Here is a 19074-nt window from a genome sequence, read left to right as displayed (position 1 = left end):
TGCAATAGAATATACAAGAAAGGCAATTATATTGGAGGTGTAAGGAATGGTATTACCGTTTAAGCATGAGCCATTTACAGACTTTAATGTCGATTCAAATCGTAGGGATTTTGAAGAAGCGTTAGCATTAGTGAAGGAGCATTTGGGTAAGGAATATCCTATCGTAATTAATGGGGAGAAAATTTTTACAGAGGATAAATTAATCTCAACGAATCCAGCTGATAAGGAGCAACTGATTGGTAAAGTTTCCAAAGCTACGAAGCAGCATGTTGATCAAGCAATGGATGCAGCACTAGAAGCATTTAAAACATGGAGAAAATGGACTGCAGCAGAGCGCGCGGATTTACTTTTTCGTACTGCAGCAATTATTCGCAGAAGAAAGCATGAATTTTCTGCTTGGCTTGTATATGATGCAGGAAAACCATGGGATCAAGCGGATGGCGATATTGCAGAAGGAATTGATTTCCTAGAATATTATGGCAGGCAAATGTTAGAGCTTGGACAGGGGAAGGTGCTGAACGATCGGGCAAATGAGCATAATGCATATTTTTATCAACCGATGGGTCCAGGAGTTGTAATCCCACCGTGGAATTTCGCGTTTGCAATTGTATGCGGTACGACAATTGCTCCAGTAGTAGCTGGAAATCCAGTATTATTAAAGCCATCGGAAAATACACCAGTCATTGCTTATAAATTAATAGAGGTACTAGAAGAAGCAGGGTTGCCAAAGGGAGTCGTAAATTTCATTCCAGGAGATCCGGAAGAGATTGGGGATTATTTGGTAGATCACAAGGAGACGAGATTCATTAATTTTACTGGTTCAAGAGCGACTGGAACACGAATTTATGAACGGGCAGCGAAAGTGTATGAAGGACAACAATCCCTAAAACGCGTGATTGCCGAAATGGGAGGAAAAGACACAATTATCGTGGATAATGACGCAGACCTGAATTTAGCAGCTGAAGCGATCGTTCACTCTTCATTCGGTTTCTCTGGACAGAAATGTTCTGCATGTTCACGAGCAGTTATTCATCAGGATGTGTACGATGACGTTTTAGAAAAAGTAGTTGTTTTGACAAAGCAATTAACAGTTGGTAACCCTGCTAATGCTAATGTTTACATGGGGGCAGTCGTGAATAAAAAACAGTTTGAAAAGATAAGAGACTACATTGCAATAGGAAAAGAAGAAGGTGTGCTCGTCCACGGCGGTGAAACAGATGACACTAATGGATACTTTGTTTCTCCGACTATATTCAAGGATTTAGATCCTCAAGCTAGAATCATGCAGGAGGAAATCTTCGGTCCTATTGTCGCCTTTACGAAAGCAGCAGACTTTGATGAAATGTTAGAAATCGCAAATAATACGGACTACGGCTTAACGGGAGCAGTAATTTCCAATAATCGAGCACATCTAAACCGTGCCCGCTATGATTTTAACGTAGGTAATCTTTATTTTAACCGTGGATGTACTGCGGCAATTGTTGGCTATCAACCATTTGGTGGCTTTAAGATGTCAGGTACCGACTCGAAGGCAGGAGGACCAGATTATTTGCAGCACTTTCTGGAAGCGAAAGTAGTGTCAGAATCATTTTAATGCTGGAATATAAATAGCCAATAGCTAAAGGAGAAAGGGACATGGCGAATGTGACGAGGGATTTTTTCATTGGCTTATCTAATAATAAATGTTTGAATGATCAAGCAAAAAAATGGGGATTCCGATTAGGTGCTGAAAAATTTGTTGCAGGCACAAATATTGAGAGCGTAACCAAAGTGGTGAAGGATCTTAACCGAAATGGGATTAGCTGCACGATTGATAATTTAGGAGAGTACATTTCTGTAAAATCAGAAGCGACTGCCGCAAAACAGGAGTTAATTAAGATAATAGAAAAGATTCATGTGGAGAAGCTGGATTGCCATATTTCTGTAAAATTAACCTTGCTTGGATTGGATATTGATCGTGCATTCTGTATTGATAACATTAAGGAAGTGCTTGATGTAGCGAAGGAATATAATGTTTTTGTCAACTTTGACATGGAAGACTATTCCCACTACGAACAGACAATGGAGGTCTTGCATCTTTTTAAAGATACGTATCCACTAATCGGTACAGTGATACAATCCTATTTATATCGTGCTGCAGATGATTTGGAAGGTTTAGAGGATACACGAATTCGCCTAGTAAAAGGAGCATACAAAGAAGCTGAATCCGTAGCTTACCAGTCAAAAGAGGAGATTGATCGGAATTTTATTCAGCTTGCAAAAGAGCGTTTATTAGGCGATGCGTTTACCTCGATTGCAACTCATGACCACCACATTATTAATGAATTGAAGATGTTTATAGCTGACAAAAAGATTGATAAAAGTAAATTCGAATTCCAAATGCTCTACGGCTTCCGAACGGAAATGCAGTATGAACTCGCTGAGGAAGGGTATCCATTCTGCACTTATATTCCATTTGGAACGGACTGGTTCGCATACTTTATGCGCCGGCTTGCTGAACGCCCGCAAAATATGAATCTAGTATTGAAGGATGTCTTTTATACGAATGATGATAAATTAAAAAGGCGGCCAATAATACTTGGGGGAATTGCTCTTTCGTCAGCACTAATGCTGTTGAGGAAAAGGCAAACGAGGAGGAGAAAAGCAGTATAATAGTCTTGGAAAATGACCGTGTCTTTGATGATGCGGTTATTTTTTTATGGTGTTAGTAGATGAAAAGAGAAACGATTTGGATTCGCTATGAAATACTTTAATTAAAATTGGTTGTAAGTTAAAAGTAGGCATTCTAACCTAGGACATCTTCACATAAGATAATAAAAATTTATTTTGCTAAAATACTAGTTTCTATTTTATCGGGAAAGGCGGTTGAAGGGAGTAATAAAGGTTAAAAAATATTAATAAGGAGCTAAAACAATGCAGAAATTAGTAAGCTTTTTCCTTTTGTCGGTTATTTTACTATTGCTTCTAGCAGCCTGTGGATCTAAATCTGAACCCGATGATGCCAAGGCAGAATTTGACCTTGTAGAGCCTGGGTATTTAACAATTGTTTCTTCAGGTGGATTTATCCCTTTTACTGATATGAAAGATGGAGAGATGGTTGGTTATGACATTGATGTTGGGAGAGAAATAGCGAATATACTAGGATTGGAACCGAAATTCGTCAAAGCGGAGTTTAGCGGGATGATAACTGGAATCCAAACTGGCCGCTATGATATTGCCATTAACAGCCATACCATAACGGAAGAGCGAAAAGAACAGGTTAATTTTACTCACCCATATTATTATTCTGGCTCAATGATTTTTTCACCTCCTGGAAGTGATATCGAAACGGTAGAGGATTTGAAAGGGAAAACTGTCGCTCTAAATAGAAGCTCTAATTATTATAAAGAGGCTCAAGCATATACGGATAAATTTGCTTTTTATGATGATGACTTAAGAGCACTGCAGGCTGTAGCTGAAGGGCATGGTGACGCAGGAATTAATGATGCAATATCAGGTCAAACCGCGATTGAACATGGTTTAAAACTAGAAGCACGCCAACAATTTAGTTCAACAGAACAAGCGATCCCTATTCATAAGGAAAAGGAGAAACTATTAGAGGCAGTAAATAAGGCAATGGATGAATTAAGAGAAAATGGAAAATTAAAGGAGCTTTCAATTAAGTGGATAGGTTTCGACGTTACGGAGCCACCAGAAGACATTGCAGAATAAAATGCCTTTATTGTGCTATTCATTTGAAGGAGTGAAGAACTTTGGATTCCCTCTACCATTTCTTTGAAACGTTTATCGTAAGTTACGATTTATTTATTGCAGCGATGTTTTTAACAGTTGGTATAACCGTTTGTGCCTTTATGTTTGCATTAGTATTTGGATTGTTTTTCGCCTTTTTGAAGTTAACTAAGATTAGGCTGCTCATGTGGATTTCAGATTTCTATGTTTGGATTATTAGAGGAACACCACTTATTGTGCAAATATTTGTACTGTATTATGGCTTAACGAACATCATACTAATGCCAACTTTTTGGGCAGTAACAATAGCACTCGCTTTTCATGTGGGAGGATATTTGACGGAAATTATTCGCGGCTCGATTAATTCTATAGATAAGGGGCAACAGGAGGCAGGAAGTTCATTAGGTATGAGTGCTGCTTTAACAATGAGGAGGATTATTTTACCTCAAGCATTTAGACGTGCGATTCCTTCTTTTGGTAATCAATTTATTATTGCGCTCAAGGACTCTTCACTAGCCTCCTTTATTGGCATGCAGGAATTGTTTGGCGTAGCTAATCTCGAAGGCTCTACCAATTTTGACTTTATGACATATTTATTAGTTGTTGCTGTTTATTATCTTTTCATAGTCTATGTGTTTACAATGCTTGTGAGGTTTTTAGAGAGAAAAATGTCGGTTAGTGATTAGGGAGGTATTATATGGATGATAAAACTGAAATAATTCGTGTTGAAAAACTAAACAAGTATTTCGGAGACCTCCATGTACTAAAAGATATTGATATGACAGTAATGAAAAGTGAGGTTGTTGTATTAATTGGGGCCAGTGGGTCAGGAAAAAGCACTATTTTGCGCTGCTTGAATTTTCTTGAAAAAAATGATAGTGGCACTATTGTGCTAGATGGGGAAATAATCGATCCAAAAACACATAATTTAAACAGAGTAAGGGAAAGGGTAGGGATGGTTTTTCAGCATTTTAACTTGTTTCCCCATAAAACGGTACTTGGAAACGTGATAGAAGCCCCGATTAAAGTAAAGAAAATCCCTAAGGACCAAGCAGTAAGGGATGGAATAGAATTAATAAAAAAAGTTGGACTTAGCGATAAAATTAATGTGTATCCTTCAAAGCTTTCTGGTGGACAAAAACAACGTGTGGCAATAGCAAGAGCCTTGGCGATGAAGCCCGATGTTATGTTGTTTGATGAACCAACTTCTGCACTAGATCCAGAGTTGGTAGGTGAGGTGCTAGCAACAATGAAGCAGCTCGCAGAAGAAGGAATGACAATGGTTGTTGTTACGCATGAAATGGGATTTGCGCGTGAAGTTGGCAATAAAATATTATATTTACATGATGGTAAAATTATTGAACGTGGTAATCCAAAAGAATTATTTGAAAACCCACAAGAGGAAAGAACAAGAGAATTCCTGAGTAAAGTATTGTGAGAGATGGATAAAATAAGATTCTTTACACGATATGACTTGTTAAAGAACTTCGGTTGTTGACAGCTCTATTCTCGATGATATGTTATTATCCCCGTTAAATGGAACCATATCGTGCATTAGAACGTCAGCGCTAATTCGCTAGCGTTCTTTTTATTATTATATGCTATTATTTTCTTTATCCATAGATAATTAGAATTCATACGCTTAATTATTAGCAAAATCCGCAGACATATTAGTATCACCTCCTTGCAAAGCCTGTCCAAAAAAGTAGTATCTCACTCAAAACTTTCGTCATACTTGAAGTTATCCACTTTCTATGTCATAGTATTATTGTAATAATAAATTAAATAGATTATAAGTTGTAGGGGAACCAGTGTTGCTGGTTGAGATTGTATCCGTTAGATACTGACTCTTAGAACCTGATCTGGCTAAAACCAGCGTAGGGAACATGCTTGATACATAAATAGTATGCGCCCTGGGATTTTATTCTAGGGCGCATTTAAATTTTGCGATGAAGCTATTTGTATAAGAGCAGCCTCTATCAAACTTATATAAGGGGGTAGTTCATAATGAAAAAGATTGTATTCATTAGTTTTTTGCTCATTATACTCGCCGCTTGTGGGAATAATGATAGCGAAACATCTGATAACACAGATGGCCAGCAGGATTTAGAGAAAGTAACCGTTGTATTAGATTGGACGCCAAACACGAATCATACCGGTTTATATGTTGCGGCAGATAAAGGTTATTTTGAAAAAGAGGGACTTGATGTAGACATCATCATGCCAGGTGAGGCTGGTGCAAATCAGTTAGTCGCGTCAGGACAAGCAGAATTTGGGGTAAGTTATCAGGAATCGATAACAGAAGCACGAATCCAGGATATTCCAATCGTATCAATTGCGGCCGTAATTCAACATAATACTTCTGGGTTTGCATCGGTAAAAAATAAAGATATTACATCGCCAAAGGATTTTGAGGGTAAATCCTACGGTGGATGGGGTGCACCTGTCGAGAAGGCAGTACTCGACTCGATTATGAAACAAGATGGTGCCGACGTAGAGCAAGTTGAAGTTGTCAATATTGGTGATTCAGACTTCTTTACTGCAATGGAGCAGAATATTGATTTCGCCTGGATTTATTACGGATGGACTGGAATTGAAGCAGAACTTCGTGATGAGCCAATCAACATGGTTTATTTAACCGATTATAGTGAGAAGCTGGATTATTATACACCAGTCCTTGCGACAAATGAGAAAATGATAGAAGACAATCCAGAAACTATTGAGAAGTTCTTAAATGCAGTTTCAAAAGGATATCAGCTTGCAATCGACAATCCTGAAGAAGCAGCAAATATTCTAATTGCTGCAGTTCCTGATTTAGATCCAGAGTTAGTAAAAGCAAGCCAGGTTTGGTTGGCATCGAAATATCAAGATGATGCAACACGCTGGGGAGAACAGAAGCAGGAAGTATGGGATAATTATGCAGCATGGATGTATGATAATGGATTATTGGAAGCTAAGCTAGATAGTGAGCAGGCATTCACGAATGAATTTTTACCAGAAAATGAGGGGGAATAATGATGGCAAATGCACTCGTAAGTATTCAAATTATTCCAAAAACAGCAAATGGAGAAGATACGATTCCGTTTGTTGATGAAGCAATTGCGGTAATCGAAGCATCTGGTGTGAAACATCAAGTGAATCCGCTTGAGACAACGATGGAGGGCGAGTTATCTGAATTATTTAAGATTATCGAGAGAATGAATGAAAAAATGACGGAAAAAGGATGCCCAAGCGTCATTTCACAAGTTAAAGTTTTCTATAAGCCTGATGGAGCGTCAATGGATAAATTAACGGAGAAATACCGCTAATGCGCAAGCTATTTCAAAAAGGATGGCGACCAGCTTTGGTCCTCATCCTTTTATTCATTATTTGGGAAACTTGTACAAATATTTTTGATATTCAAAAGTGGCTGCTGCCAGCCCCATCACAGATTATTGCTGAGGCAATCAGTGGCTGGGCAGTCTATTCTGGGCATCTAGCATCAACAATAAAATTAATTATTTTCGGGTTCAGCATCGGCAGCAGTATTGGCGTGGTTGTGGCAATCGGCTTGCATCTTGTTCCCATACTGAGGCAGGCATTCTACCCATTATTAATTATTTCGCAAAACATTCCAACAATCGTTCTTGCCCCGTTGCTTGTGATTTGGTTTGGCTTCGGAATGCTGCCGAAGATTATTGTCATTACATTGGTTTGTTTCTTCCCGATTACGATTGCTTTATTAGATGGTTTCAGGCAAACGAATCGTGATTTAATGCATTATATGCAAATGGCAGGTGCAACAAAGAAACAAATATTTTGGAAATTAGAGTTTCCGCATGCGCTGCCATCGCTGTTTTCAGGATTAAAAATTTCTGCAACATATAGTGTAATGGGCGCTGTCATATCCGAATGGCTTGGTGCAAGTAAAGGGATTGGTGTTTATATGACATTGGCATCTTCTTCGTTTCGAACGGATCGCGTGTTTGTAGCGATTTTTCTAATTGTGATTCTAAGCTTATTATTCTTTTCACTCATTGTTGGTTTAGAGAAAAGACTGATTAAATGGAAGCCAAAGGAGGAGGGTGCAAATGAGTCATCTTGAGATCCAGCAAATAAATAAATCATTCGGTGTAAATACAGTACTAAATGATGTGACATTCTCTGTTGAAGAGGCAGAATTTGTTGCGTTGTTAGGCCCTTCAGGCAGCGGGAAAAGTACGTTATTTCGGATTATAGGCGGAATCAGTCAGCCATCGTCTGGTTCGGTAAATCTGAATGGAGAGAATATTAATGGAAAACGCGGTTCAATCAGCTATACACCACAAACTTCGTCACTCATGCCATGGCGGACAATTTTAGATAATGTACTGCTTGGCCAAGAGATTACTGGAAATCGTGATGTGGAAAAGGCATTACAAATGATTGAAAGGGCTGGGCTTAAAGGGTTTGAGCAAAGCTACCCACATGAACTTTCTGGAGGAATGCAGCAAAGGGCATCATTTATTCGCAGTATTTTAAGTCCGCAATCATTAATCCTATTAGATGAACCTTTTTCAGCATTAGATGAATTTACGAGACTTGATATGCAAAAGTGGCTTTTATCGATTTGGTCCGAATATAAACGCTCAATATTATTTGTGACGCATAATATTGAGGAGGCAATTTTTCTTGCTGATCGAATTATTGTGTTATCGTCCCGACCAGCAACCGTTAAGAAAGAATTTACGATTCCCTTTGCCCGACCAAGAGACGAAGCAATTCTTCTTTCTGATTCGTTTCTGCAATGGAAGAAACGAATCTATCAGGAAATGAGGGAACAATAATGAAGAATAGTTTGGGAGGTGCAAGAAGCCTAATTGATGCACATATCCATCTAGATAAATATGCAAGGTCTGAGCAGCGACGGATTATGTCTGAGATGGAGTGTGCTGGGATAGAATCGCTAATCACGGTGTCATATGATTTAGTTTCTGCTAAAGAAAATTTAAAATTACATCGTGAGCACAATAATATTAAGGCGGCGTTTGGTTTTCATCCAGAACAACAAGTGCTTAATGATGAAGCAATGCAGGAATTAATTGCATTTATTGAGTTACACAATCAAGAGATGATTGCCATTGGTGAGGTTGGTCTGCCGTATTATACGCGAAAAGAAAATCCCTTTTTAAATATAGAACCCTATATGGAAATACTCGAGCAATTTATCATACTTGCAAAACGATACAAGAAGCCGATAGTACTGCATGCAATTTATGAGGATGCAGGTGTTGTTTGCAATTTATTAGAAAAACATGCGATCAAATATGCGCACTTTCATTGGTTTAAGGGTGATATACTAACGATTGAGCGGATGATCCGGAATGGTTACTTTATTTCCATTACACCGGATGTATTGTATGAACAGGAAATTCAGCATTTGGTCAACCAATATCCATTATCACAAATGATGGTCGAGACGGATGGACCATGGACTTTTACAGGTCCCTTTGAAGGTAAGATGACACATCCACAGATGATTCATCAATCAATCGAAGCCATTGCCTCTATTAAAGCGTTAGAAATAGCGGATGTCTATAGGCAGCTCTTACGGAATACAAAACAATTTTATCAAATTTAAAAAACGGACTATTTATCCTATACATATTTTGGGTAGTTATGTGCAAACTTTAAAAGAAATACAGTATGAGGAGGAAATAATGATGTTCGAAAACTTCGAAATAAAACCATTATTTGAGGATCAAGTACATGAACGGCACCAGTTTGAATTAAATTTTCAAGGGGATACTTATCAAGGAGTTTTTCACGATGGAGAAATAAATTGGTTCCATCCTCAACCACATAAGGAATTAGAAGAGGAAGAACTTCAGGCAGTGGAAACGGAGGTCCATAAATTAATGGGGAACCATTTAGAACAGTAATTAAAAGTCGAGAACTGGACAGATAGAGAACAACATCAAGTATGTATGATGTTGTTCTCTATCTTTATCCAATGAAGCGTAGCATTAGCACCTATAACTTCGGTAATATTTTCCTTGCACTAAGGAATACCCATGTACTCAAGACAAATGGCATCGTTAATGCAGGTAGTCCATAAGGCAAAAGCCATGTATTGATACTAGCTGCTAGTGGAACCGTCAAACAGGCGGCCATAATCCCTGAAGCGTATGAAAATGGTCGCTTATCCATATTAAATACGAGAGCTACTGCGATACAAGTTAATATCGCATTATAACCATACAGTCCTAAGAATATTAGAGATCGTTCTGCCCCTAATATTAACGCTGTTACTAAAGCTGCAGCGTTTCCTATAGAAGCATAGAGTCCAAGCTTCCAGCTAGCCCAAAAAACGGCAATAAATAATAATATTCCAGATACCATATTGTCTAAAAAATAAACTTGTCCAATTCCATAAAAAATACCATGTGACAACTCAATATCACCCGTGATATCTAATTCCCATTGGCGCAAACTTTGTGGGACGAGCGAATTACTAATTTGAAATGTGGTTAATCGATAGGAAACGAGTAAAGCAAACCAGGTCAAGAGAATAAATGGCAAGGTTAGAATTGGTATTCCTGTACCCTTCATAATATGCATTACACTTGCTGTTAGGATGGCGGCAATAGCGGCACCGACTAAACAGAGAATCCATTGGGTTGGTCCTGTCAGGAATAATAGTAGGGCCATTCCAGTAAGTACAGAATTATAGCCAAATAACCCTTGGTTAAGTATCTCGTCATCTACCCCTCCAAGCTTACCAATCATTGTACCAATCATTGACGATAGAAGAGCTATTATCCCTAAAGGAACCGATGCAATTGTAATGGCTAAAAGAATAATCGCACCTGAGACGACATTTTCAATCAAAACGACTTGTGAAATTCCTTTCAATGATATCGCTATAAATGGAAAAGCTTTATTAATAAATGAATGATTACGCACTGTATCGTCCCCTATTTACCAAATTTATAGTTATTTCCTCTATATTACACTTCCCAAAAAACAGAAGGACAATTCCAAAAAAATAAAAGTAGATTTGATTCTTCAACAAACATAAACTTTGTTTAAAAATGAAAGAATTGGAAATGCTTATAGATGTTCTGTCCAAATAAAATAATAATCGATTTTAGGGAGGTTTAAAATGCAATTATTACCGCGGGAAATAGATAAGTTGATGATCGTAGTGGTAGCAGATTTAGCAAAGCGAAGGAAAGAACGTGGCTTGCGATTAAATTATCCAGAGGCTGTAGCACTACTCACTTATGAAGTGCTGGAAGGTGCCAGAGACGGGCGAAGTGTTGCAGAATTAATGGAATATGGTGCAACGATTCTGACAAGGGAAGACGTTATGGATGGAATTCCAGAGATGATTGACGATGTGCAAGTAGAGGCAACCTTCCCGGATGGTACGAAATTAGTAACGGTACATAGTCCAATAAGGTAAATAAACAACAGGAGGAATGAACAGATGGAACCCGGACAATTATTTTTAAAAGAAGAAGAGATTATTTGCAACGCAGGAAGGGAAGCATCAAAAGTATTCGTAACGAATACTGGTGATAGACCAATTCAAATTGGTTCACATTATCATTTTTACGAGGTGAATGATGCACTGCAGTTTAATCGTGAAGAAGCATATGGAAAACGTCTTAATGTTCCAGCAGGTGCGGCAGTTCGCTTTGAACCAGGTGATGAAAAGGAAGTAGAATTAATTGATTTTGGGGGGAAACGTGAGGTTTACGGGTTTAATAACAAAGTGGATGGACCATTGAAAAGAGGGAATAAATAATGAGCTTTAAAATGACGAGAAAACAATATGCACAAATGTATGGTCCAACAACAGGAGATTCCATTCGTTTAGCGGATACTGACTTGTTTATTCAGGTGGAGAAAGACTTTACGACCTATGGTGAAGAGGTTGTCTTCGGAGGCGGTAAGGTTATTCGTGATGGTATGGGGCAGCACCCACTTGTTACACGTAAAGAAGGCGTTCCAGATACTGTGATCACAAATGCAGTAATTTTGGATTACACTGGAATTTATAAAGCTGATATTGGGATTCGCGATGGCAAAATATCTGGGATTGGTAAAGCGGGAAATCCACTTGTGATGGATAATGTGGATATTGTAATTGGTGCCTCAACAGATATTATCGCTGGTGAAGGGATGATACTAACTGCCGGTGGAATCGATACGCATGTGCATTTTATCAATCCTGCACAGGTTGATGTTGCCCTTACATCTGGACTTACTACCTTGATTGGTGGTGGAACTGGTGCGACAGCAGCCGCGAGAGCGACAACAGTGACGCCAGGTGAATGGAATATGCATCGAATGCTTGAAGCGGCAGAGGGATTACCTATTAACGTTGGCTTTACTGGAAAAGGACAAGCGGCAACAGAGGAACCATTAGCAGAACAAGTGCGTGCTGGAGCAATTGGCTTAAAAGTCCATGAAGACTGGGGAGCTACACCATCTGCACTCGACCATGCGCTAACAATCGCGGATAAGTATGATGTGCAAGTTGCCGTACATGCCGATACGCTAAACGAAGGTGGATTCATGGAGGATACGATTGCAGCAATTAAGAATCGTGTCATTCATATGTATCATACAGAAGGTGCTGGTGGAGGACATGCACCAGATTTAATTAAATCGGCAAGCTTTATGAATGTTCTACCATCATCAACAAATCCTACGTTGCCATATACAGTAAATACAGTCGACGAACATCTCGATATGCTAATGGTTTGTCATCATCTAAACCCATCTGTTCCAGAAGATATCGCTTTCGCTGATTCGCGAATCCGAAGAGAAACAATTGCAGCAGAGGATATTCTTCAAGATATGGGTGTATTTAGTATGGTTAGTTCGGATGCACAGGCAATGGGGCGTGTCGGTGAAGTTGTGCTCCGTACATGGCAAGTCGCGAATAAAATGAAACAGCAGCGCGGTACAATGCAGGGAGATAGCGAGTACTCCGATAATAACCGTGTGAAACGATACGTTGCAAAATATACAATCAATCCTGCAATTACGCATGGAATTTCCGAGCATGTTGGATCGATTGAAGTAGGGAAGATTGCCGATCTTGTCCTTTGGAATCCAGCCTTTTTCGGGGTAAAACCAGAGCTGATTTTAAAAAATGGTTTGATGGTACAATCCTTAATGGGAGATGCCAATGCATCGATACCAACACCACAGCCAATCATATACCGGCCAATGTATGCAACAACTGGGAAAGCACAATTAAAGAGCTCAATCACTTTTATTTCTCAATCTGCATTTGATGATAAAGTACATGAAAAATTAGGATTGCAGAAGCAAATCCTCCCAGTGCATGGGATTCGGGATTTGACAAAAAAATCGATGAAACTAAACTCCGAAACGCCGGAAATCACGGTAGACCCACAAACATACGAAGTTAGAGTGAATGGGGAAGTCATTACATGTGAGCCTGTTGATAAATTACCGATGGGGCAGCGATATTTCTTATTTTGAGGTGAGTGTATTGATCATTGAGCGTGTTGTAACAAATATTGAGCAGATGCCGCAAGATGAAATAGAAAGGCGGCATAAAGAAAAAGTATATTTAGAAAGTGACGACTTAATGAAACGAATTCAGCGTGTAACGACTGACCATGGGAAAGAACTAGGAATCCGTTTAAAGGAAGCACGTGATTTAGTTGCTGGTGATGTTTTGTTTATGGATGAGAAAAACATGATTATTGTTGATGTTTTAACAGATGATCTGATTATTATTAGCCCACGAAGCATCAAGGAGATGGGAATAATCGCACATCAGCTGGGGAATCGTCATTTGCCTGCCCAATTTGAAGAGAATGACATGCTCGTTCAATATGATTATCTCGTTGCCGAATTACTTGATGATTTGCAAATCCCTTATAGGCGGGAAGATCGTAAAGTTAAACAAGCATTTCGTCATATAGGACATAGTCATGTTTAATCCAACACTTGCGCTGTTTCAATTATGTGATTCCAATTTTCCAACTGGAGCATTTAGTCATTCATATGGACTGGAGACCTATATACAAGAAGGAAAAGTTCATAATCAAGCCACGTTTTCTAAGTGGCTTGATGTTTATTTAAATGAGCAGCTTGTTTATGCAGATGGACTTGCAACCCGTATTGCTTATGAGGCATTGGAGGGAAATCAGCAAGAGGATATATGGAAGCTGGATCGGCTGCTAGCTGTTCAAAATCTTCCGCGTGAAACGAGAGAAGGAACCCAAAGAATAGGCGAGGGAATGTTAAATCTTGTTGAATCATTATATGATGTACCGATTATTAAGGCGTATAAAGAAAGAATCAAGAAAAAACAAGCCTTCGGACATCCAGCAATTGTCTTTACGATTATTGGGCATCATCTAAATGTTTCATTGCGTGATACAACACTGTATTATCTTTATTCAAATCTGACAACACTCGTACAAAATGCTGTTCGGGCAATACCTTTAGGGCAAACAGCTGGGCAGAAGACGATGCAGCAATTCCAGCCAGTGTTAGTAAAAGCACTTGAAAAAATCGAAGGCTTAAAGATGGATGACTTTGGGATTGTCTCCCCAGGACTTGAGTTATCCCAAATGAAGCATGAACGCGTAAATATTCGAATTTTTATGTCTTGATTACGCTATTAAAAACGGAGGAGTATACATATGGGACCGATTAAGATTGGCGTTGGCGGGCCTGTTGGCGCTGGAAAAACATTATTAGTTGAAAAATTAACAAGAAATATGGCTGATGAAATTAGCATGGCAGTCGTTACGAATGATATTTACACAAAAGAAGATGCAAAATTTTTAATTCAAAATGGTGTGCTAGAACAAGATAGAATCATCGGTGTTGAAACCGGGGGCTGTCCACACACGGCTATTCGCGAAGATGCTTCAATGAACTTCGCAGCAATTGATGAATTAATCGAGAAAAATCCAGATGTCGAGCTGATTTTTGTTGAAAGCGGGGGTGATAACCTTGCAGCAACCTTTAGCCCGGAGCTCGTTGACTTTTCCATTTATATCATCGATGTTGCACAGGGAGAAAAAATCCCACGAAAAGGTGGGCAAGGGATGATTAAATCAGATCTCTTCATCATCAATAAAACGGATTTAGCTCCATATGTTGGCGCAAGTCTTGATGTAATGGCTGCTGATACAAAAGTTTTTCGCGGTGATAAACCGTTCGTGTTTACTAATTTAAAGAATGATACAGGACTTGATCAAGTAATAGACTGGATAAAGAAAGATGTATTATTAAAAGGAATAAATGAAAATGCATGAGTGGACAGGTGAGCTGCGGTTAGATATTGAAAAACGACATGGAAAATCGGTCGCAAAAAATGTCTATTTCCAAGGTGCGTTTAAGGTAATGCGTCCTGTCTATCATGATGATTCTGGTCAAGTTTGCTATTATATTTTGAATCCTGGTGGCGGCTATTTAAATGGTGATCGTTATCGCATGTCGATTTCACTTGAGGAGAATGCAGCATTAATTTTAACAACGCAATCGGCTACGAAAGTATATAAAACACCTTTCAAAGAAGCTTATCAGGAAACAGAAATAAATTTAAAAGCTGGAAGTATTCTAGAATATGTACCTGATCCATTAATCGGCTATCGCGCGGCAAAATATAAACAAATCAATCGAATTAATATGGAGAAAGGGTCGACTTTACTCTATACGGATGTCATCACGCCTGGATGGTCGCCGGATGGGAAAAGATTCAGCTATGATCGACTCCAGCTGATAAATGAAATCTATTTAGATGGTGCGCTAGTTGCCTATGATCATATAAAATTAACCCCAGCAGACCAGGAAATAGAAGAAATTGGTTTCATGGAAGGATACACTCATTTAGGCTCGATGATCGTAGTGGGAGAAGAGACGAATGCAGATTTATTGGATCGGTTGTATGATACTGTAAATATAGCTTCATCAGAGTATAAAATAGGTGTCTCAATGTTAGCTGTAAAGGGGTTTACAGTTAGGGTACTCGCAAATTCTACACAAAATGTAGAAGCAATTTTCTCTAAGATCCATCAGATTATCCGGCAAGAATGGTTTGGAACTAAACCAACCATGCTTCGAAAATATTAAGTAATAGGAGACCATTCTTTAGCATTTTAAAGGATGGTTTTCTTTTTAAGCTCGGAAAAGTATAATGGGTAAGTAGAATCAACCTATTTATCAAGGGGACTAATCGATGAAAAGAACAATCTATTTCTCTATTGTTATATCGCAACTACTCTTTCTTATTTTCCTGCCAGTATTTTATCAGCTCTTTTCTTACCTGCATCCGATTGTCATCATCGTGTTGTGGATGTGCATAACAGCGCTAATATTCTTCCTAGTATTTCTGATTAGAAAAGATACAATTACGATTCCTAGGTGGCTTTTGAATCTACTTCTCGCTATCTATTCGCTATGTCTATTCGTATTGTTATTCATCAGACCAAATGAGCAGGTGTATGATAATTGGAACTTGCTGCCATTTTCGACAATCAGCTTTTATTTGACAGGGGATGTGCCGCCACTTGTTGCATTTTATAATCTAGCTGCAAATGTTGTATTGTTTGTACCATATGGGCTAATTATTATGATGAACCGAATGTCCAAAATAATGCAGTATCTGCTTCCATTATTATTCATTAGTATGATAGAATTCTTACAATTTATTACCCGACGAGGAAGCTTGGATATTGATGATCTCATCTTGAATATGTTCGGTGTGTATGTTGGTTGTTTGCTAACACCAGTATTTCAACGTGTTGTACGGCTTAAGGCCAACGAAAGTAGAGAAAATCTATGAATTTATCGCTGCATTTTAAGTAGAAAGATTTCTAGATTCAACTTATCAGGAGACCTATCAAGAAATCAAGAAGGGGAACGACAAGAAATGTATACTGGAATAATACTTTAATATGGGACCACTGTTCAGAAAGAGCATAAAAAAAACAGAATATTTATTAACAGCCCAATTCAAACTTCCGTTTACTACTGATAAAAGTAGATATAATCATATAAAATCTATTTAAGCAGGAGTTTTTTTAAATATATCTGGGCTACCCCCATATTTTGACTGGGATAGCCCTTTCACTGCACATTACCTTTCCAATAACTTAAATTATTTTCCTATCCCAATGGCGATGAAGAGAAACAGCTTTTACAAATTCATCTGGGAAGCTTCGGATATCGTATCCCGTGACAACCCCTTGTTTACCATCATATCCATTTATTGTTAAAAACTGTATTCCTTCGTGTGTGGCACCAATTGGTTTATAATGTGAAAACGCCTCATCGATAAAATATACCGCATCTTTATTGAATTTTTTACTTGTATTACTTCCATTAACGATATATACCGCATCAAATTGAACGGACTTAGCGGTTAGGAAAGTATGTTTCACATTAAATGTAACCCCATTTCTACCCTTCACTTCACCTTGATTTTCACTGATAATTTCAGGCATTAATCCTGAAGCCTGAAAACGTTCTAACACATACTTTACTTCAGGGCCATTAAATCCGTTTGTTAGGATCACGGCTACTTTTCTAGTGCTAGGTGTAAATATAGTATTTTCTTGACTTAGTGCAGGAGATGCTTTTGTTACATTTGAGCCACCTGTTTTAGGTGGGGCTGCGCCAATTTTTTTTGAAAATGCCCTTGCCAGGTCTAAACTTACATTCGCATACATGTCGACTATTTGCTGTCTTACTGACATGCTCTTTACTTTCCCAAGTTCAAAACTGAATGCATTAATAATATGTTTTTTCTCTGTGGGGCTCATACTGTTCCAAAATAGAGTAGCTTGTGAGAAATGGTCTGTAAAACTTTTACTTCTGGCACGAATTTTACGTCCTTCCACTTTTTCCTGATAGGAAACATATCCACCTTCTTCTTCACTAGCAGGAGCCGGTGTATTTCCTGCTAACGAATTTCGATGATAGTTCACTTTTCCAACATTGATGGTTTGTCGATGATATCCTTCACGTTGATTGTTATGGAAAGGAACTACTGGTCTGTTAATTGGGATTTCATGAAAATTAGGACCGCCAAGACGGATTAATTGTGTATCCAAATAAGAAAACAAGCGCCCTTGCAATAATGGGTCATTTGTAAAATCAATTCCTGGCACAACATTACCTAGGTGAAAAGCAGCTTGCTCTGTTTCTGCATGAAAGTTATCTACATTGCGATTCAATGTCATTTTTCCAATAATTTGAACAGGAATATCTTCTTCTGGCCAAAGCTTCGTTGCATCTAAAATATCAATTCCCAGTTTAAATTCATCTTCCTCATTTAATATCTGAACACCTAATTCAAACTCAGGATAATGACCATTTTCAATAGCATTCCACAAGTCATTTCGGTGGAAATCGGGATCAATTCCTGCTAGTTCGTGAGCTTCATCCCAAACAAACGAATGCGTCCCAAGCATAGGTTTCCAGTGGAATTTCACAAAGTGGGCTTTTCCTTGTTCGTTAACAAAGCGAAAAGTATGTACGCCGAATCCTTCCATCATTCGAAAACTTCTAGGTATTGCACGGTCGGACATGATCCACATAATCATATGTGCGGATTCCTGGTTATTGGCAACAAAGTCCCAGAATGTATCGTGAGCAGTAGAGGCTTGTGGAATGTCATTGTCAGGTTCAGGTTTAAATGCATGCACTACATCTGGAAACTTAATAGCATCCTGAATAAAAAAAACTGGAATATTATTACCAACTAAATCGTAATTTCCTTCTTCTGTATAAAATTTCGTAGCAAATCCCCTTGCATCACGAACAGTGTCAGCAGACCCCCTCGATCCATTTACAGTAGAAAAACGAACAAATACAGGTGTTTTAACCGAAGTATCCTGTAAAAATTTCGCCCTCGTGTATTTGCTCATATTTTCATATAGTTGAAACTCTCCATGTACAGCAAATCCACGTGCATGCACAACTCTTTCTGGAATTCGCTCATGATCAAAATGGGTCAATTTTTCTCGAAAATGAAAATCCTCCATTAATGTTGGACCACGATCTCCTGCTTTTAAAGAAAACTCATCTTCGGAAACTTTTAACCCTTGGTTCGTTGTTAGTTTTTTTCCTTTATCATCTACCTTAAAGGCATCCAGCTGTTTTTCCTTACTATTCTTATTTCCATTTCGTCCATCATTCAACTAAATCCCTCCTTATGATTAAACATTATGCTGGAGTTTTTGAATTATTACAGTGTTGAGTTGGACCCTTGGCTTGACTATTTTTTTGAAGCATGTTTATTCTATTGGTTCTAATAAATGGGTGTTAATTGCGAATGATTCATTGTAATGGACTAACACTGGTACAATGCTAGGAGAA

General features: G+C 38.4%; 21 protein-coding genes and 1 riboswitch. Of the genes, 19 read left to right on the top strand and 2 right to left on the bottom strand.

All coding sequences use genetic code 11. From position 1 onward, the window contains the following. Nucleotides 1-46: 46 nt before the first annotated feature. From pruA to CWR45_RS08055, 11 genes are all read left to right on the top strand, one after another. Nucleotides 47-1594: an L-glutamate gamma-semialdehyde dehydrogenase gene (pruA, locus tag CWR45_RS08105; RefSeq protein WP_115749369.1), complete on the top strand. Its 1548-nt coding sequence runs from the start codon at nucleotides 47-49 to the stop codon at nucleotides 1592-1594. A 41-nt stretch (nucleotides 1595-1635) separates the two neighbouring features. Further along, entirely contained in the window at nucleotides 1636-2652 is a 1017-nt protein-coding gene (locus CWR45_RS08100; protein ID WP_115749368.1) for a proline dehydrogenase family protein, read from the top strand. 261 nt (nucleotides 2653-2913) lie between these two features. Next, nucleotides 2914-3711: a transporter substrate-binding domain-containing protein gene (locus CWR45_RS08095; RefSeq protein WP_115749367.1), complete on the top strand. Its 798-nt coding sequence runs from the start codon at nucleotides 2914-2916 to the stop codon at nucleotides 3709-3711. A 41-nt stretch (nucleotides 3712-3752) separates the two neighbouring features. Next, nucleotides 3753-4415, top strand: coding sequence for an amino acid ABC transporter permease (locus CWR45_RS08090; protein WP_115749366.1), 663 nt, complete (start codon nucleotides 3753-3755; stop codon nucleotides 4413-4415). An 11-nt stretch (nucleotides 4416-4426) separates the two neighbouring features. Beyond that, nucleotides 4427-5167: an amino acid ABC transporter ATP-binding protein gene (locus CWR45_RS08085; RefSeq protein WP_115749365.1), complete on the top strand. Its 741-nt coding sequence runs from the start codon at nucleotides 4427-4429 to the stop codon at nucleotides 5165-5167. A gap of 353 nt (nucleotides 5168-5520) precedes the next feature. Further along, nucleotides 5521-5630, top strand: a riboswitch (TPP riboswitch). A gap of 106 nt (nucleotides 5631-5736) precedes the next feature. After that, nucleotides 5737-6744 carry an ABC transporter substrate-binding protein gene (locus tag CWR45_RS08080; protein WP_115749364.1) on the top strand — a complete coding sequence of 336 codons (1008 nt, stop codon included), beginning with the start codon at nucleotides 5737-5739 and terminating at the stop codon, nucleotides 6742-6744. 2 nt (nucleotides 6745-6746) lie between these two features. Then, nucleotides 6747-7037 (top strand): thiamine-binding protein, encoded by a 291-nt coding sequence (locus CWR45_RS08075; protein ID WP_115749363.1) that lies wholly within the window; start codon nucleotides 6747-6749, stop codon nucleotides 7035-7037. After that, nucleotides 7037-7813: an ABC transporter permease gene (locus CWR45_RS08070; RefSeq protein WP_115749362.1), complete on the top strand. Its 777-nt coding sequence runs from the start codon at nucleotides 7037-7039 to the stop codon at nucleotides 7811-7813. Before CWR45_RS08075 ends, CWR45_RS08070 begins: the two co-directional genes overlap by 1 nt. Beyond that, nucleotides 7800-8534, top strand: a complete 735-nt coding sequence (locus tag CWR45_RS08065) for an ABC transporter ATP-binding protein (RefSeq protein WP_115749361.1) — start codon at nucleotides 7800-7802, stop codon at nucleotides 8532-8534. Before CWR45_RS08070 ends, CWR45_RS08065 begins: the two co-directional genes overlap by 14 nt. Next, complete coding sequence (locus tag CWR45_RS08060; RefSeq protein ID WP_115749360.1) at nucleotides 8534-9328, top strand: TatD family hydrolase; 795 nt, start codon at nucleotides 8534-8536, stop codon at nucleotides 9326-9328. Before CWR45_RS08065 ends, CWR45_RS08060 begins: the two co-directional genes overlap by 1 nt. Nucleotides 9329-9410: 82 nt before the next feature. Beyond that, nucleotides 9411-9629 (top strand): DUF5342 family protein, encoded by a 219-nt coding sequence (locus tag CWR45_RS08055; RefSeq protein ID WP_115749359.1) that lies wholly within the window; start codon nucleotides 9411-9413, stop codon nucleotides 9627-9629. 91 nt (nucleotides 9630-9720) lie between these two features. Here CWR45_RS08055 and CWR45_RS08050 read toward each other — a convergent pair whose 3' ends face one another. After that, complete coding sequence (locus tag CWR45_RS08050) at nucleotides 9721-10653, bottom strand: urea transporter (RefSeq protein WP_245975384.1); 933 nt, start codon at nucleotides 10651-10653, stop codon at nucleotides 9721-9723. Nucleotides 10654-10852: 199 nt separating this feature from the next. On the opposite strand from CWR45_RS08050, the gene CWR45_RS08045 reads away from it, so the two are divergent. The 8 genes from CWR45_RS08045 (at nucleotide 10853) to CWR45_RS08010 (ending at nucleotide 16537) form a co-directional block, all read left to right on the top strand. Then, nucleotides 10853-11155 carry an urease subunit gamma gene (locus tag CWR45_RS08045; RefSeq protein WP_115749357.1) on the top strand — a complete coding sequence of 101 codons (303 nt, stop codon included), beginning with the start codon at nucleotides 10853-10855 and terminating at the stop codon, nucleotides 11153-11155. Between the two features lie 24 nt (nucleotides 11156-11179). Then, entirely contained in the window at nucleotides 11180-11500 is a 321-nt protein-coding gene (ureB, locus tag CWR45_RS08040) for an urease subunit beta (protein WP_115749356.1), read from the top strand. Further along, complete coding sequence (ureC, locus tag CWR45_RS08035; RefSeq protein WP_115749355.1) at nucleotides 11500-13212, top strand: urease subunit alpha; 1713 nt, start codon at nucleotides 11500-11502, stop codon at nucleotides 13210-13212. The genes ureB and ureC overlap by 1 nt, the downstream gene beginning before the upstream one ends. A gap of 10 nt (nucleotides 13213-13222) precedes the next feature. Then, the gene (gene ureE / locus CWR45_RS08030) at nucleotides 13223-13678 is read left to right on the top strand and encodes an urease accessory protein UreE (protein WP_115749354.1); all 456 of its coding nucleotides are present in this window, start codon (nucleotides 13223-13225) and stop codon (nucleotides 13676-13678) included. After that, the gene (locus CWR45_RS08025) at nucleotides 13671-14357 is read left to right on the top strand and encodes an urease accessory protein UreF (protein ID WP_115749353.1); all 687 of its coding nucleotides are present in this window, start codon (nucleotides 13671-13673) and stop codon (nucleotides 14355-14357) included. The genes ureE and CWR45_RS08025 overlap by 8 nt, the downstream gene beginning before the upstream one ends. Nucleotides 14358-14387: 30 nt before the next feature. Then, nucleotides 14388-15008 (top strand): urease accessory protein UreG, encoded by a 621-nt coding sequence (ureG, locus tag CWR45_RS08020; RefSeq protein WP_115749352.1) that lies wholly within the window; start codon nucleotides 14388-14390, stop codon nucleotides 15006-15008. Then, on the top strand, nucleotides 15001-15825 hold the full coding sequence (locus tag CWR45_RS08015; RefSeq protein ID WP_115749351.1) for an urease accessory protein UreD: 825 nt from the start codon (nucleotides 15001-15003) through the stop codon (nucleotides 15823-15825). Before ureG ends, CWR45_RS08015 begins: the two co-directional genes overlap by 8 nt. A 106-nt stretch (nucleotides 15826-15931) precedes the next feature. Next, complete coding sequence (locus tag CWR45_RS08010) at nucleotides 15932-16537, top strand: VanZ family protein (RefSeq protein ID WP_115749350.1); 606 nt, start codon at nucleotides 15932-15934, stop codon at nucleotides 16535-16537. Between the two features lie 310 nt (nucleotides 16538-16847). Here CWR45_RS08010 and CWR45_RS08005 read toward each other — a convergent pair whose 3' ends face one another. After that, a complete protein-coding gene (locus CWR45_RS08005) occupies nucleotides 16848-18896 on the bottom strand; it encodes a catalase (protein ID WP_115749349.1) in 2049 nt (682 codons plus the stop codon). Between the last annotated feature and the right edge of the window lie 178 nt (nucleotides 18897-19074).

The organism is Oceanobacillus chungangensis (assembly GCF_003369565.1).
GTDB classification, from domain to species: domain Bacteria; phylum Bacillota; class Bacilli; order Bacillales; family Amphibacillaceae; genus Oceanobacillus; species Oceanobacillus chungangensis.
This window is presented reverse-complemented; position numbering and strand designations above follow the sequence as displayed.

Bases quoted from the DNA above. Each gene is read 5' to 3' on its own strand.
- pruA (WP_115749369.1), top strand. From the start codon at position 47: ATGGTATTACCGTTTAAGCATGAGCCATTTACAGACTTTAATGTCGAT.
- CWR45_RS08100 (WP_115749368.1), top strand. From the start codon at position 1,636: ATGGCGAATGTGACGAGGGATTTTTTCATTGGCTTATCTAATAATAAA.
- CWR45_RS08095 (WP_115749367.1), top strand. From the start codon at position 2,914: ATGCAGAAATTAGTAAGCTTTTTCCTTTTGTCGGTTATTTTACTATTG.
- CWR45_RS08085 (WP_115749365.1), top strand. From the start codon at position 4,427: ATGGATGATAAAACTGAAATAATTCGTGTTGAAAAACTAAACAAGTAT.
- CWR45_RS08080 (WP_115749364.1), top strand. From the start codon at position 5,737: ATGAAAAAGATTGTATTCATTAGTTTTTTGCTCATTATACTCGCCGCT.
- CWR45_RS08075 (WP_115749363.1), top strand. From the start codon at position 6,747: ATGGCAAATGCACTCGTAAGTATTCAAATTATTCCAAAAACAGCAAAT.
- CWR45_RS08070 (WP_115749362.1), top strand. From the start codon at position 7,037: ATGCGCAAGCTATTTCAAAAAGGATGGCGACCAGCTTTGGTCCTCATC.
- CWR45_RS08065 (WP_115749361.1), top strand. From the start codon at position 7,800: ATGAGTCATCTTGAGATCCAGCAAATAAATAAATCATTCGGTGTAAAT.
- CWR45_RS08060 (WP_115749360.1), top strand. From the start codon at position 8,534: ATGAAGAATAGTTTGGGAGGTGCAAGAAGCCTAATTGATGCACATATC.
- CWR45_RS08055 (WP_115749359.1), top strand. From the start codon at position 9,411: ATGTTCGAAAACTTCGAAATAAAACCATTATTTGAGGATCAAGTACAT.
- CWR45_RS08045 (WP_115749357.1), top strand. From the start codon at position 10,853: ATGCAATTATTACCGCGGGAAATAGATAAGTTGATGATCGTAGTGGTA.
- ureB (WP_115749356.1), top strand. From the start codon at position 11,180: ATGGAACCCGGACAATTATTTTTAAAAGAAGAAGAGATTATTTGCAAC.
- ureC (WP_115749355.1), top strand. From the start codon at position 11,500: ATGAGCTTTAAAATGACGAGAAAACAATATGCACAAATGTATGGTCCA.
- CWR45_RS08025 (WP_115749353.1), top strand. From the start codon at position 13,671: ATGTTTAATCCAACACTTGCGCTGTTTCAATTATGTGATTCCAATTTT.
- ureG (WP_115749352.1), top strand. From the start codon at position 14,388: ATGGGACCGATTAAGATTGGCGTTGGCGGGCCTGTTGGCGCTGGAAAA.
- CWR45_RS08015 (WP_115749351.1), top strand. From the start codon at position 15,001: ATGCATGAGTGGACAGGTGAGCTGCGGTTAGATATTGAAAAACGACAT.
- CWR45_RS08010 (WP_115749350.1), top strand. From the start codon at position 15,932: ATGAAAAGAACAATCTATTTCTCTATTGTTATATCGCAACTACTCTTT.